The sequence below is a fragment of the Halomonas sp. genome, assembly GCF_034520545.1.
Lineage (GTDB): Bacteria > Pseudomonadota > Gammaproteobacteria > Pseudomonadales > Halomonadaceae > Halomonas.
Map to the genome: position 1 here is coordinate 39,741 of NZ_JAXHNN010000004.1, position 20,267 is coordinate 60,007.

18 protein-coding genes and 1 other RNA gene are annotated in these 20,267 nt (G+C 64.2%); 6 read left to right on the plus strand and 13 right to left on the minus strand.

The window, feature by feature from the left end; genetic code table 11:
* Window positions 1–16 precede the first annotated feature (16 nt).
* Window positions 17–343, plus strand: a complete 327-nt coding sequence (locus U5L98_RS04210; RefSeq protein WP_322557100.1) for a YhbY family RNA-binding protein — start codon at window positions 17–19, stop codon at window positions 341–343.
* 127 nt (window positions 344–470) lie between these two features.
* Here the strand turns inward: U5L98_RS04210 and greA are convergent, their stop codons facing one another.
* The 6 genes from greA to U5L98_RS04240 all read right to left on the minus strand — a co-directional run bounded on the left by greA (window position 471) and on the right by U5L98_RS04240 (window position 7,795).
* The gene (greA, locus tag U5L98_RS04215) at window positions 471–947 is read right to left on the minus strand and encodes a transcription elongation factor GreA (protein ID WP_322557101.1); all 477 of its coding nucleotides are present in this window, start codon (window positions 945–947) and stop codon (window positions 471–473) included.
* Window positions 944–4,174, minus strand: a complete 3,231-nt coding sequence (carB, locus tag U5L98_RS04220) for a carbamoyl-phosphate synthase large subunit (protein ID WP_322557102.1) — start codon at window positions 4,172–4,174, stop codon at window positions 944–946. The genes greA and carB overlap by 4 nt, the downstream gene beginning before the upstream one ends.
* A 52-nt stretch (window positions 4,175–4,226) precedes the next feature.
* Entirely contained in the window at window positions 4,227–5,384 is a 1,158-nt protein-coding gene (carA, locus tag U5L98_RS04225) for a glutamine-hydrolyzing carbamoyl-phosphate synthase small subunit (protein WP_322557103.1), read from the minus strand.
* Between the two features lie 321 nt (window positions 5,385–5,705).
* Window positions 5,706–6,551 (minus strand): 4-hydroxy-tetrahydrodipicolinate reductase, encoded by an 846-nt coding sequence (gene dapB, locus U5L98_RS04230; protein ID WP_322557104.1) that lies wholly within the window; start codon window positions 6,549–6,551, stop codon window positions 5,706–5,708.
* Window positions 6,552–6,617: 66 nt separating this feature from the next.
* A complete protein-coding gene (locus tag U5L98_RS04235) occupies window positions 6,618–7,520 on the minus strand; it encodes a DMT family transporter (protein ID WP_322557105.1) in 903 nt (300 codons plus the stop codon).
* The gene (locus U5L98_RS04240; RefSeq protein ID WP_322557106.1) at window positions 7,517–7,795 is read right to left on the minus strand and encodes a DUF2218 domain-containing protein; all 279 of its coding nucleotides are present in this window, start codon (window positions 7,793–7,795) and stop codon (window positions 7,517–7,519) included. Before U5L98_RS04240 ends, U5L98_RS04235 begins: the two co-directional genes overlap by 4 nt.
* A 188-nt stretch (window positions 7,796–7,983) precedes the next feature.
* On the opposite strand from U5L98_RS04240, the gene corA reads away from it, so the two are divergent.
* Complete coding sequence (gene corA / locus U5L98_RS04245) at window positions 7,984–8,949, plus strand: magnesium/cobalt transporter CorA (RefSeq protein ID WP_322557107.1); 966 nt, start codon at window positions 7,984–7,986, stop codon at window positions 8,947–8,949.
* Between the two features lie 105 nt (window positions 8,950–9,054).
* Here the strand turns inward: corA and U5L98_RS04250 are convergent, their stop codons facing one another.
* From U5L98_RS04250 to grpE, 4 genes are all read right to left on the minus strand, one after another.
* Window positions 9,055–9,636: a Fic family protein gene (locus U5L98_RS04250; protein WP_322557108.1), complete on the minus strand. Its 582-nt coding sequence runs from the start codon at window positions 9,634–9,636 to the stop codon at window positions 9,055–9,057.
* Between the two features lie 1,850 nt (window positions 9,637–11,486).
* Window positions 11,487–12,632: a molecular chaperone DnaJ gene (gene dnaJ, locus U5L98_RS04255; protein WP_322557109.1), complete on the minus strand. Its 1,146-nt coding sequence runs from the start codon at window positions 12,630–12,632 to the stop codon at window positions 11,487–11,489.
* 92 nt (window positions 12,633–12,724) lie between these two features.
* Window positions 12,725–14,653, minus strand: a complete 1,929-nt coding sequence (dnaK, locus tag U5L98_RS04260; RefSeq protein WP_322557110.1) for a molecular chaperone DnaK — start codon at window positions 14,651–14,653, stop codon at window positions 12,725–12,727.
* A 133-nt stretch (window positions 14,654–14,786) separates the two neighbouring features.
* Window positions 14,787–15,428 (minus strand): nucleotide exchange factor GrpE, encoded by a 642-nt coding sequence (gene grpE, locus U5L98_RS04265; protein ID WP_322557111.1) that lies wholly within the window; start codon window positions 15,426–15,428, stop codon window positions 14,787–14,789.
* A 265-nt stretch (window positions 15,429–15,693) separates the two neighbouring features.
* Here grpE and recN point away from each other — a divergent pair, with 265 nt between their 5' ends.
* Window positions 15,694–17,367 (plus strand): DNA repair protein RecN, encoded by a 1,674-nt coding sequence (gene recN / locus U5L98_RS04270; protein WP_322557112.1) that lies wholly within the window; start codon window positions 15,694–15,696, stop codon window positions 17,365–17,367.
* Between the two features lie 121 nt (window positions 17,368–17,488).
* Here the strand turns inward: recN and fur are convergent, their stop codons facing one another.
* Complete coding sequence (gene fur / locus U5L98_RS04275; RefSeq protein ID WP_322557113.1) at window positions 17,489–17,935, minus strand: ferric iron uptake transcriptional regulator; 447 nt, start codon at window positions 17,933–17,935, stop codon at window positions 17,489–17,491.
* A 72-nt stretch (window positions 17,936–18,007) separates the two neighbouring features.
* On the opposite strand from fur, the gene U5L98_RS04280 reads away from it, so the two are divergent.
* Window positions 18,008–18,436 carry an outer membrane protein assembly factor BamE gene (locus tag U5L98_RS04280; RefSeq protein WP_322557114.1) on the plus strand — a complete coding sequence of 143 codons (429 nt, stop codon included), beginning with the start codon at window positions 18,008–18,010 and terminating at the stop codon, window positions 18,434–18,436.
* 51 nt (window positions 18,437–18,487) lie between these two features.
* On the opposite strand, the gene U5L98_RS04285 is transcribed toward U5L98_RS04280, so the two are convergent.
* Complete coding sequence (locus U5L98_RS04285) at window positions 18,488–18,802, minus strand: RnfH family protein (protein WP_322557115.1); 315 nt, start codon at window positions 18,800–18,802, stop codon at window positions 18,488–18,490.
* A complete protein-coding gene (locus tag U5L98_RS04290; RefSeq protein WP_322557116.1) occupies window positions 18,792–19,226 on the minus strand; it encodes a type II toxin-antitoxin system RatA family toxin in 435 nt (144 codons plus the stop codon). The genes U5L98_RS04285 and U5L98_RS04290 overlap by 11 nt, the downstream gene beginning before the upstream one ends.
* Before the next feature lie 129 nt (window positions 19,227–19,355).
* Here U5L98_RS04290 and smpB point away from each other — a divergent pair, with 129 nt between their 5' ends.
* Both smpB and ssrA read left to right on the plus strand, forming a co-directional pair.
* On the plus strand, window positions 19,356–19,847 hold the full coding sequence (gene smpB / locus U5L98_RS04295; protein WP_151442198.1) for an SsrA-binding protein SmpB: 492 nt from the start codon (window positions 19,356–19,358) through the stop codon (window positions 19,845–19,847).
* 40 nt (window positions 19,848–19,887) lie between these two features.
* Window positions 19,888–20,267: a transfer-messenger RNA gene (ssrA, locus tag U5L98_RS04300) on the plus strand; the annotation flags it as partial.

Below are 20,267 nucleotides of genomic sequence, written 5' to 3' on the forward strand. Positions count from 1 at the left end.
GAAGAAGCAAGATACCATGAGCTTGTCACAGGCACAAAAGAAAGCATTTCGCAGCATCGGGCACTACCTCGACCCCGTAGTCACCGTCTCCGAGAACGGAGCCTCCGAAGGCGTGCTGGCCGAACTCGAACGCGCCCTGGGCGACCACGAATTGATCAAGGTCAAGCTCGCCCTGCCCGAGCGCGACGACCGCGCCGCCATGCTCGACGAGCTGGTCGCGGCGAGCGGCGCCGAGGTGATACAGAAGATCGGCAAGATGGCCCTGCTCTACCGCCACAATCCCCGGGTCAACCCGAAGCTCTCCAACATCACGCGCTTCGAGAACCACCACGGGCGGCGCTGACGCTCTCATGAGCCAGCGGCGAGCCTCGGGCTCCGGGCCGCGAGCACCCTCACAAAAAGCCCGCGACGATCTGTCGCGGGCTTTTTGTTGGCTCGTAGCTCGTAGCTCGTAGCTCGTAGCTCGTAGCTCAGAGATGCTCCACGCTCGAGATCTCGTACTCGACCTCGCCGCCGGGGGTCTTCACCACCACCACGTCGCCCTCTTCCTTGCCGATCAGGGCACGGGCGATAGGCGAAGTCACCGAGATACGACCTTCCTTGATGTTGGCCTCATCCTCGCCGACGATCCGGTAGGTCACCTCCTCGTCGGTCTCCATGTTGATCAGCCCCACGGTCACGCCGAAGATCACCTTGCCGGTCTGCGGTAGCTTGGTGACGTCGATCACCTGGGCGCTTCCGAGCTTACCCTCGATCTCCTGGATACGCCCCTCGATGAAGCCCTGCTGCTCGCGGGCCGCATGATACTCGGCGTTCTCCTTCAGGTCGCCGTGCTCGCGAGCCTCGGCGATGGCGGCAATCACCCTCGGCCGCGCCTCGCCCTTGAGCTCCTCGAGCTCCTTGCGTAGCCGCTTCTCACCGGCGACGGTCATCGGGACCTTGTTCATTGCGTAGCTCCTGCATGCAGTTCCTGTAGCCGCCGCACAGTAATGGCATTGCCGTACTCGAGCGCCATGCAAACGGCATTTGCCCCTGCCAGGGTAGTGGCATAGGGGACCTTGCGAGCGAGTGCAGTGCGGCGGATCACCGAGGAATCGTTGATGGCCTGGCGGCCCTCGGTGGTGTTGACGATATAGGCGACCTCGTCGTTCTTGAGTAGATCGACGATATGCGGACGGCCCTCATAGACCTTGTTGACGATCTCCACCGGCAGGTCGGCGGCCTCCAGAGCCTCCGCCGTGCCACGGGTCGCGCACAGAGTGAACCCTAAGGTTACCAGAGAACGCGCCACCTCGATAACTCCCGTCTTGTCGGGGTCACGCACCGAGAGGAACGCCTTGCGGTCACCATCCAGAGGCGGGATCGCCTCGCCGGCGCCGAGCTGTGCCTTGTAGAACGCCTCGGCGAAGGTGTCGCCACTGCCCATCACCTCGCCGGTGGACTTCATCTCCGGCGAGAGGATCGGGTCGACGCCCGGGAACTTGTTGAACGGGAAGACCGCCTCCTTGACGCTGAAGAAGTGCGGTACGATCTCGCGAGTGAAACCCTGCTCCTCGAGGCTGGTGCCCGCCATGCAGCGCGCGGCGACCTGGGCCAGCGAGGTGCCGATGCACTTGGAAACGAAAGGCACGGTGCGTGAGGCACGCGGGTTGACCTCGATGATGTATATCTCGCCGCCTTGCCAGGCCAGCTGAACGTTCATCAGCCCCTTGACGCCGAGCTCCACGGCCATCTGCCTGACCTGCTCGCGCATCTCATCCTGTACCTCGGCGGGCAACGAATAGGGCGGCAGCGAGCAGGCGGAATCGCCGGAGTGCACGCCGGCCTGCTCGATGTGCTGCATGATGCCGCCGATCACAACCTGGGTCCCGTCACTGACCGCGTCGATGTCGATCTCGATGGCGGCGTTGAGGAAGTGGTCGAGCAGTACCGGCGAATCATTGGAGACCTTGACCGCGTGGGTCATGTAGTTCTCCAGCTCCGAGGCATCGTAGACGATCTCCATGGCGCGTCCGCCCAGCACGTAGCTGGGGCGCACCACCAGCGGATAGCCGATCGCCTCGGCCTTGGCGAAGGCCTCCTCGAAGCTGCGTGCGGTGGCGTTGGGCGGCTGCTTGAGGCCCAGCTTGTCGATCATCTGCTGGAAGCGCTCGCGATCCTCGGCGCGGTCGATGGCATCCGGGGTGGTACCGATGATCGGCACGCCGGCGGCCTCGAGCTCGCGGGCAAGTTTCAGCGGTGTCTGGCCGCCGAACTGTACGATCACGCCGACCGGCTGCTCCTTGTCGGCGATCTCCAGAACGTCCTCCAGGGTCACGGGTTCGAAGTAGAGGCGGTCACTGGTGTCGTAGTCGGTGGAGACGGTCTCCGGGTTGCAGTTGACCATGATGGTCTCATAGCCGTCGTCATGCATGGCGAAGGCGGCGTGAACGCAGCAGTAGTCGAACTCGATGCCCTGGCCGATGCGGTTGGGTCCGCCGCCCAGCACCATGATCTTCTGGCGGTCGGAAACCTCGGCCTCGCACTCCTCCTCGTAGGTGGAATACATGTAGGCAGTATCCGAAGCGAACTCCGCGGCGCAGGTATCGACCCGCTTGTAGACCGGCCGGATGCCGGCCCTCTGGCGAGTCTTGCGGAAGTCCTTCTCGGCGACCCCCAGCAGGCTCGCCAGGCGGGCGTCACTGAAGCCCTTGCGCTTGAGGGTAAACAGCTCGCGGGGAGTGAACTCGGAGAGCGAACGCTTCGCCACCTCCTGCTCGTCCTTCACCAGGTCCTCGATCTGCACCAGATACCAGCGGTCGATGTTGGTCAGGGTGAAGATCTCGTCGACGCTCATCCCGGCGCGCATGGCGTCGGCGACGAAGAAGATGCGCTCGGCCCCGACAGCCTGTAGCTCGCCCTTGATATGCGCCAGCCCATCGGCGTCGAAGCTGGTCACCTTGGGATCCAGGCCATCGTTGCCGGTCTCCAGGCCGCGCAACGCCTTCTGCAGCGACTCCTGGAAAGTGCGGCCGATGGCCATCACCTCGCCCACCGACTTCATCTGGGTGGTCAGGCGATCGTTGGCCTGGGGGAACTTCTCGAAGGTGAAGCGTGGGATCTTGGTGACGACGTAATCGATGGACGGCTCGAAGGAGGCCGGGGTGCGCCCGCCGGTGATGTCGTTCTGCAGCTCGTCCAGGGTATAGCCCACCGCCAGCTTGGCGGCGATCTTGGCGATCGGGAAGCCGGTGGCCTTGGAGGCCAGCGCCGAGGAGCGCGACACCCGCGGGTTCATCTCGATGACCACCACGCGCCCGGTATCGGGGTCGACCCCGAACTGCACGTTGGACCCGCCGGTCTCGACGCCGATCTCGCGCAGCACCGCCAGGGAGGCGTCGCGCATGATCTGGTATTCCTTGTCGGTCAGCGTCTGGGCCGGGGCCACGGTGATGGAGTCGCCGGTATGCACCCCCATGGGGTCGAAATTCTCGATGGCGCAGACGATGATGCAGTTGTCGTTCTTGTCACGAACGACCTCCATCTCATACTCCTTCCAACCCAGCAGCGACTCGTCGATCAGCAGCTCATGGTTGTTGGAGAGCTCGAAGCCTCGGGTGCAGATCTCCTCGAACTCCTCCTTGTTGTAGGCCACGCCGCCGCCGGAGCCGCCCATGGTGTAGGAAGGGCGGATGATCACCGGGAAGCCGAACTGCGCCTGGATGCGCCAGGCCTCCTCCATGCTGTGGGCCACCTCGGCCTTGGGGCACGCCAGGCCGATGCGCCGCATGGCCTGGTCGAAGAGGTCGCGGTCCTCGGCCATGTTGATGGCGTCGGCATTGGCGCCGATCATCTCCACGCCGTACTTGGCCAGCACGCCATGCTTGTCCAGGTTCAGCGCACAGTTGAGCGCCGTCTGGCCGCCCATGGTCGGCAGGATGGCATCCGGGCGCTCGGCCTCAATGATCTTCTCGACCGTCTGCCAGGTGATCGGCTCGATGTAGGTGGCGTCGGCCATCACCGGGTCGGTCATGATGGTGGCCGGATTGGAGTTGACCAGGATGACCCGGTAACCCTCCTCGCGCAGCGCCTTGCAGGCCTGGGCGCCGGAGTAGTCGAATTCGCAGGCCTGGCCGATGACGATGGGGCCAGCACCAATGATCAGTATGCTCTGGATGTCGGTACGCTTGGGCATGACGGTTCCCGCGGCTAATCGATGAATGACGGTCTGATGGAGGCGATGCAGCCTAGCGGCGTTCCTTCATCATGGTGACGAAGCGGTCGAACAGCGGCGATACGTCGCGCGGCCCGGGGCTGGCCTCCGGGTGGCCCTGGAAGCTGAAGGCAGGGCGGTCGGTGCGCTCGATGCCCTGCAGGGTGCCGTCGAACAGCGAGCGGTGGGTGGCCCGCAGGTTGGCCGGCAGGCTCGCCTCGTCGGCGGCGAAACCGTGGTTCTGACTGGTGATCATCACCTGGCCACTGTCGAGATCCTGCACCGGGTGGTTGGCGCCGTGGTGGCCGTGGTTCATCTTCACCGACGTGGCACCGGAGGCCAGGGCCAGCAGCTGGTGACCCAGGCAAATACCGAACACCGGAATCTCGGTCTCGAGGATCTCCTGGATCGCCGAGATGGCGTAGTCACAGGGCTCGGGGTCGCCGGGCCCGTTGGCCAGGAAGACGCCGTCGGGGTTCATGGCCAGCACCTCGGCGGCCGGGGTCTGGGCCGGCACCACGGTCAGGCGGCAACCGCGCGAGGCGAGCATGCGCAGGATGTTGCGCTTGACGCCGTAGTCGTAGGCAACGACATAGTAAGGGCGCTCTGCCTTTCCGTCAGGGCCGGACGCATCAGCATAACCCGCGCCCAGCGCCCACTCGCCTTCGCTCCACTCATATGGGGTCTGGCAGGAGACCACCTTGGCCAGGTCCATGCCCTTGAGGCCGGGGAAGGCGCGGGCCGCGGCCAGGGCCCGCTCGACGGCATCGTCACCCTCGGCATCGGAACCGGCGAGAATCGCGCCGTTCTGGGCGCCCTTGTCACGCAGGATGCGGGTCAGGCGGCGGGTGTCGACGTCGGCGATGCCCAGCACGTTCTCGCTTTTGAGGTAGTCGGAGAGCGTCTGTTCACTGCGGAAGCTGCTGGCCAACAAGGGGAGGTCACGGATCACGAGGCCGGCGGCGGCGATGCCGCCTGACTCGACATCCTCGGCGTTGACGCCGGTGTTGCCGATATGCGGATAGGTCAGGGTGACAATCTGGCGGGTGTAGGAGGGATCGGTCAGGATTTCCTGGTAACCGGTCATGGCCGTATTGAACACCACCTCACCGCTGGTTTGTCCATCGGCACCGATGGCCGTGCCGTGGAATACACTTCCATCTTCCAGGGCCAGTATTGCGGGCTTGTTCAATGCAACGTCCTCCCATGTTTTTGCGAACAGCTTTTACAGACAGCTATAAAGAGACTGCTTGTTCAGGAATACTGCGGGCCCTGGCCGGGCAGTCGGGCCTCAGTTGGCCGCCCCGCGGAGGGCCGCCCCGCAAAAAAGCGGGACGAAACCCGATGAAGACCGGTTTCATCCCGCTTGTTGTCATTCGCTCGGAACTGATTCGTTCAGAACATCAGCACACTGGGGGCCGAAGCAACAAGCGCAGCGAAGGGGGCTCTCGCCCATGCGCCCGGCCAAAATTTTTGCGAAGCGATGATTACGAGGACCAATGCCAGCCCATGGCTACCGACCCTCAGGAGACGCCGACACTCCACGGTGCAGCGTTCCCAGGCCAAGCACGTCCTGCATCGAGTAGCGGCCATTGGCCTGGCCGGCCACCCAGCGCGCCGCGCGCACCGCGCCCTTGGCGAAGGTCATGCGGCTCGACGCCTTGTGGGTGATCTCGATGCGCTCGCCCTCGGTGGCGAACATCACGGTGTGCTCGCCGACAATGTCGCCGGCACGCACCGTAGCGAAGCCGATCTCCTTGGAATCGCGCGGTCCGCACTTGCCCACCCGCTCGAAGATGCCGTGCTCCTTGAGACTGCGGCCCAGGCTCTCGGCCACCACCTCGCCCATCTTCAGCGCCGTGCCGGAAGGGGCATCCACCTTGTGACGGTGATGGGCCTCGATCACCTCGATGTCATAGCCCTCGTCGCCCAGCGCCCTGGCCGCCGTCTCGAGCAGCTTCAGCGTCAGGTTCACCCCCACGCTCATGTTCGGTGCGAAGACCATCGGCACACGATCACGGAAAGCGTCCAGCGCGGCGAGCTCCTCGTCGTCGAGGCCGGTGGTGCCGATGACGATGCGCTTGCCGTGCTCGGCGCAGAATGCCAGGTTGGCCAGGGTCACCTTGGGGGTGGTGAAGTCGATCAGCACCTCTATGTCATCGGCCAGGGCCTCGAGCGAGTCCACGGCGGCCACGCCCAACTTGCCGACCCCCGCCAGCTCGCCGATATCGGCCCCCGCGAGCGAGCTCCCCGGCTCGACGATACCGCCGGCCAGGGTGGCACTGTCATCCTGCTGCACGGCGTTGACCAGGGTGCGGCCCATGCGGCCGGCGACACCGACGATGGCGATACGGGTCATGCGGACTCCTGAGAATTCGATGGCTGCGGAATGGGCGTCAGTATACCAGAGGCATACCGGTGACCATCAGCCACTCCTTGAATCATCTCGCCCCATCAGCAACCCCATGGCGACCAGCACCAGCAGGCTGCCCGGCAGCCAGACCCAGCCGACCCGCTCGGGCTCCCGGACAAACAGCAGCAGCATGGAGACAAAGGGCACCAGGTAGCTATAGGCGGTGACCGCCCCCGGTGTAAGCACGGAGGTAGCACGCTGCAGAAGCCAGAAGGTCAGGGCACTGGAGAAGAGCCCCAGATAGACCAGCAGCAGCAGGTCGCGGCCGCTCATGGTGCCCAGGCGTTCCACCGGCTCGACGACGAGCCCCAGCAGCCCGATCAGCACGGCACCCAGGCCCAGGCTCCAGAAGGTGCGCACCGCCGCCGACGTCGGCAGGCGCCCGGTAGCCAGCCCCCATTTGCTGAGCACCGGATAGAGCGCCGTGGAGAGGCAGCCCAGGAAGAACACCGCCTCGCCGATGCCGAACTGCAGCCGCCCGCCCTTGACCAGGGATTCCGCGAACGCCAGGCCCAGCGCCCCCGCCGCGCCAAGCGACAGGATCGCCGGCAAACGCCAGGCCAGCCGCTCCACGCCAAAGCCCAGCCCCATCAGGAAGGCCAGCAGGGGCACCGTGACAAAGAGAGTCGCCATGGAGAGCGCCGTGGCATGGTGCGCCGCCCAGAACATGGCACCGAAGAAGCCGGCCAGGCAGAGCCCCATCAGAGCGTAGAGCGGCAGCTGCCGCCAGGAAGGGAGGAAGGCCGGCGAGCGCCGGGCCAGCCACCAGAGGCCACTGCAGGCGATGACGAAGCGCAGCGCGGTGAGGGAGAACGGCGGCAGCTCGCTCATCACCCCCACCGCGGGAAACGAAAGCCCCACCAGCACTGCCCACAGCAGCATGCCAAGGTGGGCGGCGTGAGAGGCGCTGCTCACGCCTCCCAGACGATGTCCAGCTCGACGCCCTTCAGGGAATCCAGGGCGGCATCCACCTGGCCCTCGAGCTGATTGTGGGACTCGTCATCCAGTGCCTCGACCACCACCACCAGCTTGTTCGGCTGCGCCTGGAGGAAGCAACTGCCCTCATCTAAGGTGATTTGCACAGGATCGCTGGTGCGGTCCACCTCCTTGGCGTCTGACCAGCGCTCGCATAGCTGGTTGACCAGCGACGCCGCATCCTCGGCGGGAATCTCGGCTCGTGAAATCGGCATGGCGGCCTCCGCATCTCGTTGGGTGAGCGTTCAGACTATGACGACGCCACCCCGGAACGCCAGCCCTGCCCGCACTTTACCGCCCACTCCACGTGCCGCACCGTTGGAAGGGGACGGCAGGCCGAACGGCCTCAGCGTCTATGCTCACGCACACAGCTCTATCACTCGCCGGGGAGGAGGAAACACCAATGATCGTCAACTGCGCGGCCTACGAGAAGGGGCACCGCCTGCAAGACATCCAGACCCACGAGATCGGCGACTACCTGGGGACGCCGGACCGCTTCGTGTGGGTGGCGCTGCACAACCCTGGCGAGGAGGAGATGGCCGCCTTCCAGAAGGTGTTCAACCTGCATGAACTGGCCGTGGAGGACGCCTTGAACGGGCACCAGCGCCCCAAGTTAGAGGAGTACGGCAACGCGCTGTTCATGGTCATGCACATGATCACGATGCACGACGACCAGCTTGAGACCGGCCAGGTGGCGGTGTTTGCAGGCCCAGGCTACGTGCTTTCAGTACGGCTCCACCCGGGCCGGGGCTTCTCCGAGGTACGCCAGCGCTGCGAGCACGAGCCGAAGCTGCTGCGGCATGGGCCAGCCTTCGTGCTCTATGCCCTGATGGACACCATCGTCGACCGCTACTTCCCGGTGATCGAGGCGCTGCAGGCGGAACTCGAGAGCATCGAGGACGAGATTTTCGTCAAGGGTACGGCCCGCCGGAGCCTGGAGCGCCTCTACAAGCTCAAGCGCCAGACCATGAAGCTCAAGCATGCCGCCATGCCCCTGGGCGAGGCCACGGCGCACCTGTTCGGCGGCCGGGTCCCGGCGCTGTGCCGCAAGACGCGGGAGTACTTCCGCGACGTGTACGACCACCTGAATCGCATCGAATCGGCGGTGGATACCATCCGCGAGATGACCATCACCGCCATCCAGGTCAACCTCTCGATGGTGGCGATCGACGAGGGCGAGGTGCACAAGCGGCTGGCGGCCTGGGCCGCCATCTTCGCGGTGGCCACCATCCTCGCCGGCATCTGGGGCATGAACTTCGCCCACATGCCGGAGCTGGACTGGCGACTCGGCTACCCCCTGGCCCTGCTGGTGATGGGAGGTACCTGCAGCCTGCTCTACTATCGCTTCCGTCGCGCCGGCTGGCTATAGCAGGGCACTGCTCATCAGGGCCACGCTTGGCACGTTCCTGCAGTTCTCCGCTCGTCAATCAACGGGCGCCCAGACGATGCCAGCGACACCACCGGCGCCAGGCGCCTATTTCAGCAGCACGAAGTGTTCGATCAGCCGGATCATCAACGACTTCTGCGCCGGCTGACTCTCAGCGACCAGCAGCGCCAGAGCCACCAGGGTGTTGTCATTGATCAGCCGCTCGACGGGGCGGGCCAGCAGAGGCTGGTTCAGGCGTAGATACCAGAGGAAGAGGAAAGAGCCGATGCGCTTGTTGCCATCGGCGAAGGGGTGGTTCTTGATGACGAGGTAGAGTAGGTGGGCCGCCCGACTGGCCACGTTGGGGTAGAAGAGCTCATCACCGAAGCCCTGTTCGATGGTCGCCAGCGCCGAGGCCAGCCCTTCGCCGCGCAGCTGGCCGAACAGCTCGCTGGCCTCCCCCTTGGCGACGAGTTCCCGCTTCAACGCCGCGATGCCATCGCGCGCGTCTTCCAGCGACAGCGGGCACATATCGGCCTGGCGTTCCGACACTTCTGCCAGGCTCTGGTCATCATAGCCCTGGATCAGGCTCCAGGAACGCGCATAGTCGCCGATGACCTTGAGTACCTCCTCGCCCGCCGGCTCCACTAGGCCCTTGGCATCCTCGGCGAGTCGGTCGCGAAGAGGCATGACGGCCTCAGCGCCTGTTCGAACTCCAGACATGCCGACGGGCATCCTCGAGCCGCTTCTGTGATTCGGGGAGTGTGTCAGCCCTCGCACCAGATGCTGCCTGAGTACCGAGGTCGCCCACTGGCGGAACTGTTGGACCCTGCAAGCTGAGCGATTTGACTACGATAACCGACAGACAATGATTCACATCGAGGTTAGTCAGTGAGCTTGGATCGGCATCAGCTCTTGCCGTCCTCCGCAGTTGTCCAGGAATTTCACGGACAACGGCGCAGGAGTGGACGCGATGCCAAGGCGTTGGCCCCCTCGGCTGGCAAGATGTTGACGAATATGTTCCGCAGATGGCGCTGCTTGTTCTGTGCGCGAACACGCTCGCGGACATCTGCGCCTGGGTCGAGCCACCACCCAGTCTGACCCGCTACGAGGGATACCTCGAGAGACACGTCACCGTCGCTGGACTGGAAGATCTGGATCTGCTGCATGGCCCTTTTCTCTGGCATCCTAGCTGGCCAGGTTATCATCATCCCTCACGACCGACGTGGTAGCGTGGTAGCGATACTGCCCAAGGAAGGAGGGAGACACCGCATGGTCGACACGCTTGGCTGCCTAACACGACTTAAGGTTGACCGGAGCTCTGGGCGACCCGCCCCACACCAGCCATGCCTGCTGTTGGCGATCATCTGCGAGATTCAAGCAGGTCATATCGTCTCACCACGAATCCCGATCGATACCCGCTTGATTGCCCGCTACTACGACATCTTCGAGACAGTGACAGAAGAAAGGTCCCGGAATCGCCGTCCGCTGTGATGCCGACTGTGGGCATTGCAGACACCGGGAAGCTGTGCGGACTGGCTGCCGCTCTGCCGTCACCTCTGCATGATTATCCGTGGCGCCAGATCGCCTGGCAGCTGGCGCTACCGGTTCGGCCAAGCCGAAGTCCCTCGACCCAGCGTCGCAGCGAGCGACTTTTGCTTCGGCAGCCGACTGGGCGATCCCGAATAGCAGCCATGTTGCTTCGCGCCCTTCAGTGATGCGTGCCAGACCAGCATGCGAAAGGGCCTGCACACCTGGCCAGGCCAACTCGGCATACCTGTCATCGGATCAGGCGGCCCATGAGCGCCTTCGAGACCGGGATGCTTGACGCAGCGACGTTAGGCCAGCAGTGAATACGAGCAACACCCGGAACGTCTGGTGGGCTGCGTCCAGGAGATTCGCCAGCAATATGCTCGTTCCGCGGCCTTTCGCACCCTGGTGCTAGAGGCCTACCGATTCATCAGGCTGTGCCTGGCCAGAAAGCCGCATTGCGACTATAGCACGCCCGATTATCGTTGCCAGGCACGACAGGCGGCCCACCCTTGCATTGCCTATGGTCACATCAGACCAGGATGATCGCGCCTCTGCCAACGGCCACTGCTGCGCTTGGGCACGCCGGCAGAACAATGCACTGTGGAACCATGCGCACAGCCACCCTGATAGCCAACTCGGCCAGATCCGATCGGCTCGGCACGTTGATGGAGGCAGCACGCAGCGACATTCTTGCCTGGTGGGAGATTGTCGACGCCGAGCCAAACATGGCGACTCAGTTCCGTGATGAAGTCCAGGCATCACTACCGCTGGTATCGCAGGACACCTCTTGGACGGCCTATTCGACAGCGTGCAGCTGGCCACGACGACGCCTTAAGGCTAATCAGCAGCTGGCAGAGCGGCATGGCTGCTCGCCGACTGATCGACATGGTGCCACGACACTGACAGGTATTCCCTGAATCTGCCCACTACACGCTCAGTTGCGAGTAAAAAAACCCCCGCCGGATGAACGGCGGGGGTGACGGCAGTGCCATATGACAATTCGATAGTTACGGCTTCATGTCCTCGAAGAACTTCTTCACACCATCGAAGAAGTTCGACTTCTTCGGCGAGTGGTGATGGCCGTGGCTGCCGCCCAGGCTGTCCTGGAACTTGCGCAGCAGGTCCTTCTGCTCCTCGCTGAGCTTCACCGGGGTCTCGACCACGACCTTGCACAGCAGGTCGCCCGGCGGGCCGCCACGCACCGGCTTGATGCCCTTGCCCTTGAGACGGAAGACCTTGCCGGTCTGGGTCTCGGGCGGGATCTTCAGCTTGACCCGGCCATCCAGCGTCGGCACCTCGAGCTCGCCACCCAGAGCGGCGTCGACGAAGTTGATCGGCACCTCGCACTGCAGGTGGCGGCCATCGCGCTGGAAGATGGGGTGCGGCTTGATCGCCGCCTGGACGTAAAGATCCCCGGGCGGGCCACCATTGATGCCGGCCTCACCCTCGCCGTTGAGGCGAATGCGATCACCGGTGTCTACACCGGCCGGAATCTTCACCGAGAGGGTGCGGGTCTCGCGTACCCGGCCCTCGCCGTTGCACTTGTGACACGGCACCTTGATGTGCTGGCCGCTGCCGTGGCAGGTCGGACAGGTCTGCTGAACGGCGAAGAAGCCCTGCTGCATGCGTACCTGACCCATGCCATTACAGGTCGGGCAGGTATCCTTCGAAGAGCCCGGCTCGGCACCATTGCCGTCGCAGCGTTCGCACTCGACATGGCGCGGCACGCGGATGTCCACGCTGGTGCCGGCCACGGCGTCCTCGAGGTCGAGCTCGAGGTTGTAGCGCAGGTCCGAGCCACGGGCCGGCGCATTGGGATGGCGACGTCCGCCACCCCCGCCGAAGATATCGCCGAACACATCGCCGAAGATGTCGCTGAAACCGCCAGCACCGGCACCGCCGAAGCCACCGCCGCCACCGGCTTGCTCGTCGACCCCGGCATGGCCGAACTGGTCGTAGGCGGCGCGCTTCTCGCTGTCGGTCAGGACCTCGTAGGCCTCCGAGACTTCGCGGAATTTCTCCGCCGCACTGTCATCATCCGGGTTGCGGTCCGGATGGAATTTCTGGGCGAGGCGTCGGTAGGCCTTCTTGATGTCCTTCTGGTCGGCCCCGCGCTCGACGCCCAGTACTTCGTAGTAATCACGCTTGGACATGAGTCTGTCCGCCTCCGTAGGGACTCAGCGGAAACACCAACGCGGGAGTCAGGCCCCCGCGCTGGCGTCATCCGTGGTTCAGATGTCGTGGTTTACTGCTTTTTCTGGTCGTCGTTGACTTCTTCATACTCGGCGTCGACCACGTCATCTTCCTTCTTGGCGCCAGCCTCGCCGCCGGCTTCACCGGTGTCACCGGCCTCAGCCTGGTCGGCGTACATCTTCTGGGCCAGGTTGCCGGACGCCTCGGTCAGCTTGTCCAGCTTGGCCTGGATGTCGTCCTTGTCGTCGCCCTTGATCGCCTCTTCCAGCTCGGCTGCAGCACTCTCGATAGCCTGCTTCTCCTCGTCGCTGGCCTTGTCGCCGGCCTCCTCGAGGGTCTTGCGGGCGGCGTGGACCATGCCGTCGGCCTGATTGCGCAGCTGCACCAGCTCCTCGAACTTCTTGTCCTCGTCGGCGTGGGCCTCGGCGTCCTGCATCATCTGCTCCACTTCTTCCTCGGAGAGACCGCTGGAGGCCTTGATGACGATCGACTGCTCCTTACCGGTAGCCTTGTCCTTGGCGGAGACGTGCAGGATGCCGTTGGCGTCCAGGTCGAAGGCGACCTCGATCTGTGGCACACCGCGCGGCGCCGGCGGGATATCGCTGAGGTCGAAGCGACCCAGTGACTTGTTGCCGCTGGACTGCTTGCGCTCACCCTGCAGCACGTGAATGGTCACGGCGGTCTGGTTGTCATCCGCGGTCGAGAAGGTCTGGGTCTTCTTGGTCGGGATGGTGGTGTTCTTCTCGATCAGCGGGGTCATCACGCCACCCAGGGTCTCGATGCCCAGGGTCAGCGGAGTAACGTCGAGCAGCAGCACGTCCTTGACGTCGCCGCCCAGCACGCCGCCCTGGATGGCAGCACCCACGGCCACGGCTTCATCCGGGTTGACGTCCTTGCGGGCGTCCTTGCCGAAGAAGTCGGCCACGGACTTCTGCACCATGGGCATGCGGGTCTGGCCGCCGACCAGGATGACGTCGTCGATCTCGGAAGCGGACAGGCCGGCATCCTTGAGCGCGGTCTTGCACGGATCCATGGAGCGCTTGATCAGATTCTCGACCAGCGATTCCAGCTTGGCACGGGTCACCTTGACGTTAAGGTGCTTGGGCCCGGTGTTGTCGGCCGTGATGTACGGCAGATTGACGTCGGTCTGCTGGGCGCTGGAGAGCTCGATCTTGGCCTTCTCGGCGGCTTCCTTGAGGCGCTGCATGGCCAGGTTGTCGCCGGAGAGGTCGATGCCGCTGTCGGACTTGAACTGGTCGACCAAGTAGTTGATCAGCGCCAGGTCGAAGTCCTCGCCGCCCAGGAAGGTGTCACCGTTGGTGGCCAGCACCTCGAACTGGGTCTCGCCGTCGACGTCCGCCACCTCGATGATGGAGATGTCGAAGGTACCGCCGCCCAGGTCGTAGACCGCGATGGTCTTGTCACCGCGCGCCTTGTCCATGCCGTAGGCCAGCGCCGCCGCGGTCGGCTCGTTGATGATGCGCTTGACCTCGAGACCGGCGATACGACCGGCGTCCTTGGTGGCCTGACGCTGGCTGTCGTTGAAGTAGGCCGGCACGGTGATGACCGCCTCGGTGACTTCTTCACCCAGGTAGTCTTCCGCGGTCTTCTTCATCTTCTTCAGTATTTCGGCGCTGACCTGAGGCGGAGCGAGCTTCTTGCCCTTCACTTCCACCCAGGCGTCACCGTTGTCGGCCTCGGAGATGGTGTAGGGCACCATCTTGATGTCCTTCTGGACGACGTCGTCCTTGAAGCGACGGCCGATCAGGCGCTTGATGGCGTAGACGGTGTTATGCGGGTTGGTCACCGCCTGGCGCTTGGCCGCCTGGCCCACCAGGATCTCGCCGTCTTCGGTGTAGGCGATGATGGAAGGCGTGGTACGTGCGCCTTCGGCGTTCTCGATCACCTTGGCCTGGTCACCGTCGAGCACGGCGACACAGGAGTTGGTGGTCCCCAGATCAATACCGATGATGCGTCCCATAGGAAATCCTCAAAATTACAGTTGAATTCATTGTCTGCGGCTTTCACCGCGGGGTTGCCGTGTATCTGGGGGCCCTCGAGACCTTTTCAAGACCCGAGGGCCGCTTTTGTATGCCCCGGTGTACGGCCCGGCCTCAGCCGGCGGCCTGGCTGACCACCACCATGGCGGGGCGCACCAGGCGTCCGTTGAGCAGGTAGCCCTTCTGCATCACTTCCATGACGGTGTTGGGCTCCATCTCGGGGTTGGGCACCATGGCCATGGCCTCGTGGTACTGCGGGTCAAAGGGCTCGCCATGAGGGTCCACCACCTCGACGCCGAACTTGGCCAGCACATCGTGCTGCATCTTGAGAGTCATGGAGACGCCCTCGCGGTGCGCCTCGGAAGCGCCGTCCTGCATGGCCTCCAGCGCCTTCTCCAGGCTGTCGACCACCGGCAGCAGCTCCTTGACGAACTTCTCGAGAGCGAACTTGCGCGCCTTTTCGGCCTCCTGCTCAGCCCGGCGACGCACGTTCTGCGCCTCGGCGGCAGTGCGTAGCTGCTGCTCCTTGGCGTCGGCGACACTCTGCTCGAGCTCCTCGACCCGGGCGGCCAGCATCTCGGCCTCGGGATTGTCCGCGGCCTGGGACTCGGTGGCAGCCTGTTCGGCGCCCTCGATGGCGTCCTCCAGCTCACCCTCCACGGTCTCGGGCTCGGCCTGCGGCTCGGCTTCCTGCTCTTCGCTCGCGAGCTCGCGAGCGAGTTCGTCTTCCTGCGGCGTCTGGGGCTCTTTGGCCATTATGGGTCTCCTGAATGGCAATCAGCGGCCAAGGGCCGCTGGCAAGGCATGAATGATGGCTTGATGACGTGTCTGCGGGGTATATGGGGCTGCCCGTCGCGAACTCAAGGCGTCACCGAGAGACGAGGCCGGACGTGCATTGTGGGCGAACCTTGGCTACTGTATAAAAGAACAATATGTGTATAGATAAACAGTGTTCACAGACAGAGTATTCCGAGACAGCGCGGATTCTGAGAGAGTCCCAGACAGGCCCCCGGGAGGCACCATGCTGACAGAGCTTGCCATTCGCGACTTCGCCATCGTCGACCATCTCGAGTTGGAGCTTGGTGCCGGCATGACCGCCATCACCGGCGAAACGGGGGCCGGCAAGTCCATCCTGCTGGGTGCCCTGGGGCTATGCCTGGGCGAGCGAGCCGACAGCGCCAGCGTGCGCCATGGCCGCGAGCGCGCCGACCTGAGTGCACGCTTCGATCTCCAGGCGCTGCCCGAGGCCCGCGCCTGGCTCGAGACCCGCGAGCTACCCACGGACGACTGCCTGCTGCGCCGAGTGGTCACCCGCGGCGGGCGCTCCAAGGCCTGGATCAACGGACAGCCGGCCACGGTGGCCGACCTGCGCGCCCTGGGTGAACACCTCATCGAGATTCATGGCCAACATGCCCACCAGGCACTGCTGCATGAAGAGACCCACCTGCGCCTGCTCGATGACTTCGCCGGTCACCGCGAGCAGGTGGCCCAGATGCGCCAGGCCTTCCGCGACTGGCAGTCGACCCGCCGGCGCCTCGAGCGCCTGGCCGAGGACGGCGACGAGATCCGTGCCCGCCGTCAGCTACTGCGTTACCAGGTCGAGGAGCTTGACCAGTTGGCGCTGGCCGAGGACGAACTCAAGGGGCTCGAAGAGGAGCAGGAGGAGCTGGCCCACGCCGAAGAGCGGCTGCGCGAGGCTCAGTTCGCCGCCGAGTGCTGCGACGGCGAAGAGGGCGGCGCCCTCTCGCTGATCAACCAGGCGATCCAGCACCTCTCGGCGCTGCCGGGCAGCGAGCGTGGCAGCCTGGCCGACACCCTCAGCATGCTCGGCGATGCGCGTATCCAGGTCGAGGAGGCCAGCCGAGAGCTCGGCCACTTCGCCGGCAACGTCGAGCTGGACCCGGAGCGGCTCGCCTGGGTAGAAGGGCGCCTAGGCGAGGTGCATCGCATCGCTCGCAAGCATCATGTGCTGCCCGAAGAGCTCCTCGCCCTGCACCGGCGGCTGGCCGAAGAGCTCGAGGGCCTCGAAGGCGGCGACGGCGACCTGGAGGCCCTGGCCGCAGAGGCAGAAGACCTGAAGAGCCGGTGGCATGAGCAGGCCGCCGGGATCTCCCGAGCCCGCCGGCAGGCCGCCCGCCGCTTCGGCCAGGCCGTGCAGGAGCAGCTGGCCTTCCTGGCCATGGACAAGGCGACCTTCGAGGTCGAGCTGGAGAGCCGCGAGACTCCGGCCGCCGAAGGGCTCGAGATCGCCCGCATGCTGATCAGCGCCAACCCCGGTCAACCGGCTCGGCCGTTGGCCAAGGTTGCCTCCGGTGGCGAGCTCTCGCGAATCAGTCTAGCGATTCAGGTGGTGGCGGCCCAGAACTCCACCATCGCCAGCCTGGTGTTCGACGAGGTGGACGTGGGCGTCTCCGGCGCTACCGCCGAGATCGTCGGCCAGCTGCTGCGCCGGCTCGGCGAGAACGGCCAGGTGATGACCGTCACTCACCTGCCCCAGGTGGCGGCCCAGGCGAACCATCATCTGCACATCGAGAAGCAGGCCGGCGAAGACTCCACCCTGACCCGCATGGCGCTACTCGACGAGGCGGGCCGAGTCGGCGAGCTGGCTCGCATGCTGGGCGGGGTGAACCTCTCCGACCGCACCCTGGCCCATGCCCGGGAAATGCTCGATGCCAGCCAGCGCGCCCACCACTGAGCACTCCACACCGCTTGGCCCGTTCTAATGCCAAGCCCTGACGTTAAGACCTAACGCAACGCGGCCCCGATCCAAGGATCGGGGCCGCGCTCACATACCTGACAGATTCAGCGGTACGAGATCACTTCTTCTGGATGCCTTCCTGACGAGTCACCCGGGAACCAAGAGGCCTCACGTAGAGCACCAGCGCATGGTCGACCAGCTCGAAGCCGTGTTCCTCGGCGATCTCCTGCTGGCGACGCTCGATGGTCTCGTCGAAGAATTCGATGATCTCGCCACTCTCCAGGCACACCATATGGTCGTGGTGCTCCTCCTGAGAGAGCTCGAAAACTGCATGACCGCCATCGAAATTGTGGCGAATCACCAGGCCGGCGGACTCGAACTGGGTGAGCACGCGGTAGACGGTGGCAAGGCCAACGTCCTCCCCTGCATCCAGTAAGGTCTTGTAGACATCCTCGGCACTCAGGTGGTGCTGCTCGGAGGCATTCTCGAGGATCTGCAGGATCTTGACGCGCGGCAGGGTCACTTTGAGACCGGCCTTGCGCAGTTCATGGTTCTGGTCGGCCATGGTCGCTCTTCGCAGTATCGGGTAGGGTCGGTTATGATCGACCGAAACCACGATAGTGAAGAACAGGCGCAAATGCAAAAGCTGACAAGAATCGTCATCCTTACCGTCGCTCTGCTGATGATCAGCGGTTGCAACTACTTCAGCGTGTACAAGCGCGACCTCCCCCAGGGCAACCTGGTGAACAAGGGCATGGTCGAACAGCTGCAACCGGGCATGAGCCGTCAGCAGGTCGTCAACTTGATGGGCAGTCCCCTGCTGGAAGCCCCCTTCGATACCAACGAGTGGGACTATGTCTATCGACTCGACAAGGCCTATGGCGGTGTAGAGCAGCGCCGCGTCACCCTGACCTTCCAGGGAGACCGGCTGGCACGCATCGACCGCGAAGGCGATATTTCCAGCGACATCCGGCTGCCCGCTGATCAGGGTGTAGGCCCCAGCGTCGAGGGCGTTGCAAACGAGCGAGAAGCTCCGATCGACAACGTCACTCCTGACCGCCCCTGAGATAGACGGACTGCGCTCTTGCTGACGCCTCGGCTTTCGCTGGCCGGGGCGTCAGCGTTTCTCGCGACCGGCCCGTTCGCTGCGTGCCGCCTTGGGATCGATCTGCAGTGGTCGATAAACCTCGACCCGGTCCCCGGTGCGCAGCCGCACCGCATCCGGGTCGCCCAGCCGCTTGCCGAAGATGCCCAGGTCGGCCTGCCGAAAGGTCGCCGGGGGCAACTCGGGAAACGCCGCCTCCAGCCCCGCCATCGTCACCGCCTGGCGGGCCGTGGTGCCCTCCGGCACCGAAAGCGAGATAATGCGCTGCCGGCCGGGAAGGGCGAAGGCCACTTCTACATCGAGCATGGCGGGCGTACTAGGGGCCATAGAGGTCGTTCGCGCGGCGGGTGAAAGAATCCACAAGCTGGCCGGCCACCTGTTGGAAGAGCTTGCCGAATGCCATGCCCAGCAGGCGGTTGGCGAACTCGAACTCCAGCTCGAGACTCACCTTGCAGGACCGCTCGCCCATGGGCAGGAACAGCCAGCGCCCGCGCAGGCGCTTGAAAGGGCCGCTGACCAGCGACATCTCGATGCGCTCGGGCTCGATCAGGTCGTTGCGGGTGGTGAAACTCTGCTCGATCCCGGCCCGCCCCAGGGTCATTTCGCCGATCAGGTGTGAGTCATCGCGTTCGAGCAGACGCGCGCGCCGGCACCCTGGCAGGAACTCCGGATAGCGCTCGAAGTCGTTGACCAGGTCGAACATGTCCTTGGGGGTGTGCCGCACCATGGCGGACCGATTGACCGTTGGCATTGAGCTCTCCACTGACTTCACAGTGCCCAGGGCGTATCATGAGCGGTTATTTCAGGCCTTGAATGGTACCACGCTTCCCCCCACATCGAAGGGGGCAGCGCCACCGGCAGATACAGGAAACGAGGTTTCATGGCCAACAAGAAAGGCAAGAGCAAGGGGCCCGGCAACAACGTCATCGCCCAGAACAAGAAGGCCCGCTTCGAGTACCACATCGACGAGACCTTCGAGGCCGGCCTGGTGCTGGCCGGCTGGGAAGTGAAGAGCCTGCGGGCCGGCAAGGCGCAGCTCACCGACACTTACATCCTGGTCAAGAACGGTGAGGCCTGGCTGCTGGGCAGTCACATCATGCCACTCAATACTGCCAGCACCCACGAGGTGGCGGATCCCACGCGCACTCGCAAGCTGCTGCTGCATCGCAAGGAGATCGCCAAGATCTTCTCGCGCACTCAGGAGAAGGGCCACACCTGTGTGCCGATCAAGCTCTACTGGAAGAACAACCGGGTGAAGTGCGAGCTGGCCCTGGTGACCGGCAAGAAGCTGCATGACAAGCGGGCCACGGAGAAGGACCGCGACTGGCAACGCCAGAAGGGCCGTATCATGCGGGAACAAATCAAGGGGTGAGGTGTCACAGAACTGCACATCCTGTTAGGATAAGCGTTACGGGGGCGACACGGTTTCGACGCCGGTGACAATCCCTGAGGTGCATGCCGAGAGCGTGATGTATCTCGTAAATACAACATCACGATTCAATAGTCGCAAACGACGACAACTACGCTCAGGGCGCGCTGGCAGCTTAAACGCCGCTAGCTTCTAGCCCGGCCCCGAAGTGATGTGCCCATTCATCACGGAGGGGATACGAGCGAAGACTGATGGGATCGCGATCGGTGGTGTCCTCTCACCGATTGCTAAACCTAACGAGGAATCGCGTGGCTGGATCCTGCTCGTCGGAGCCAGTCGCGTTAAATCAAAAGACGAAACTAAGCATGTAGAGCCAAAGGGTGAGTGCCGGCGGACGCGGGTTCAATTCCCGCCGCCTCCACC

Excerpts from the sequence above, each read along its gene's own strand:
- U5L98_RS04210 (WP_322557100.1), top strand. The coding sequence starts at position 17 with ATGAGCTTGTCACAGGCACAAAAGAAAGCATTTCGCAGCATCGGGCAC.
- greA (WP_322557101.1), bottom strand. The coding sequence starts at position 947 with ATGAACAAGGTCCCGATGACCGTCGCCGGTGAGAAGCGGCTACGCAAG.
- carB (WP_322557102.1), bottom strand. The coding sequence starts at position 4,174 with ATGCCCAAGCGTACCGACATCCAGAGCATACTGATCATTGGTGCTGGC.
- dapB (WP_322557104.1), bottom strand. The coding sequence starts at position 6,551 with ATGACCCGTATCGCCATCGTCGGTGTCGCCGGCCGCATGGGCCGCACC.
- U5L98_RS04240 (WP_322557106.1), bottom strand. The coding sequence starts at position 7,795 with ATGCCGATTTCACGAGCCGAGATTCCCGCCGAGGATGCGGCGTCGCTG.
- corA (WP_322557107.1), top strand. The coding sequence starts at position 7,984 with ATGATCGTCAACTGCGCGGCCTACGAGAAGGGGCACCGCCTGCAAGAC.
- U5L98_RS04250 (WP_322557108.1), bottom strand. The coding sequence starts at position 9,636 with ATGCCTCTTCGCGACCGACTCGCCGAGGATGCCAAGGGCCTAGTGGAG.
- dnaJ (WP_322557109.1), bottom strand. The coding sequence starts at position 12,632 with ATGTCCAAGCGTGATTACTACGAAGTACTGGGCGTCGAGCGCGGGGCC.
- dnaK (WP_322557110.1), bottom strand. The coding sequence starts at position 14,653 with ATGGGACGCATCATCGGTATTGATCTGGGGACCACCAACTCCTGTGTC.
- grpE (WP_322557111.1), bottom strand. The coding sequence starts at position 15,428 with ATGGCCAAAGAGCCCCAGACGCCGCAGGAAGACGAACTCGCTCGCGAG.
- recN (WP_322557112.1), top strand. The coding sequence starts at position 15,694 with ATGCTGACAGAGCTTGCCATTCGCGACTTCGCCATCGTCGACCATCTC.
- fur (WP_322557113.1), bottom strand. The coding sequence starts at position 17,935 with ATGGCCGACCAGAACCATGAACTGCGCAAGGCCGGTCTCAAAGTGACC.
- U5L98_RS04280 (WP_322557114.1), top strand. The coding sequence starts at position 18,008 with ATGCAAAAGCTGACAAGAATCGTCATCCTTACCGTCGCTCTGCTGATG.
- U5L98_RS04285 (WP_322557115.1), bottom strand. The coding sequence starts at position 18,802 with ATGGCCCCTAGTACGCCCGCCATGCTCGATGTAGAAGTGGCCTTCGCC.
- U5L98_RS04290 (WP_322557116.1), bottom strand. The coding sequence starts at position 19,226 with ATGCCAACGGTCAATCGGTCCGCCATGGTGCGGCACACCCCCAAGGAC.
- smpB (WP_151442198.1), top strand. The coding sequence starts at position 19,356 with ATGGCCAACAAGAAAGGCAAGAGCAAGGGGCCCGGCAACAACGTCATC.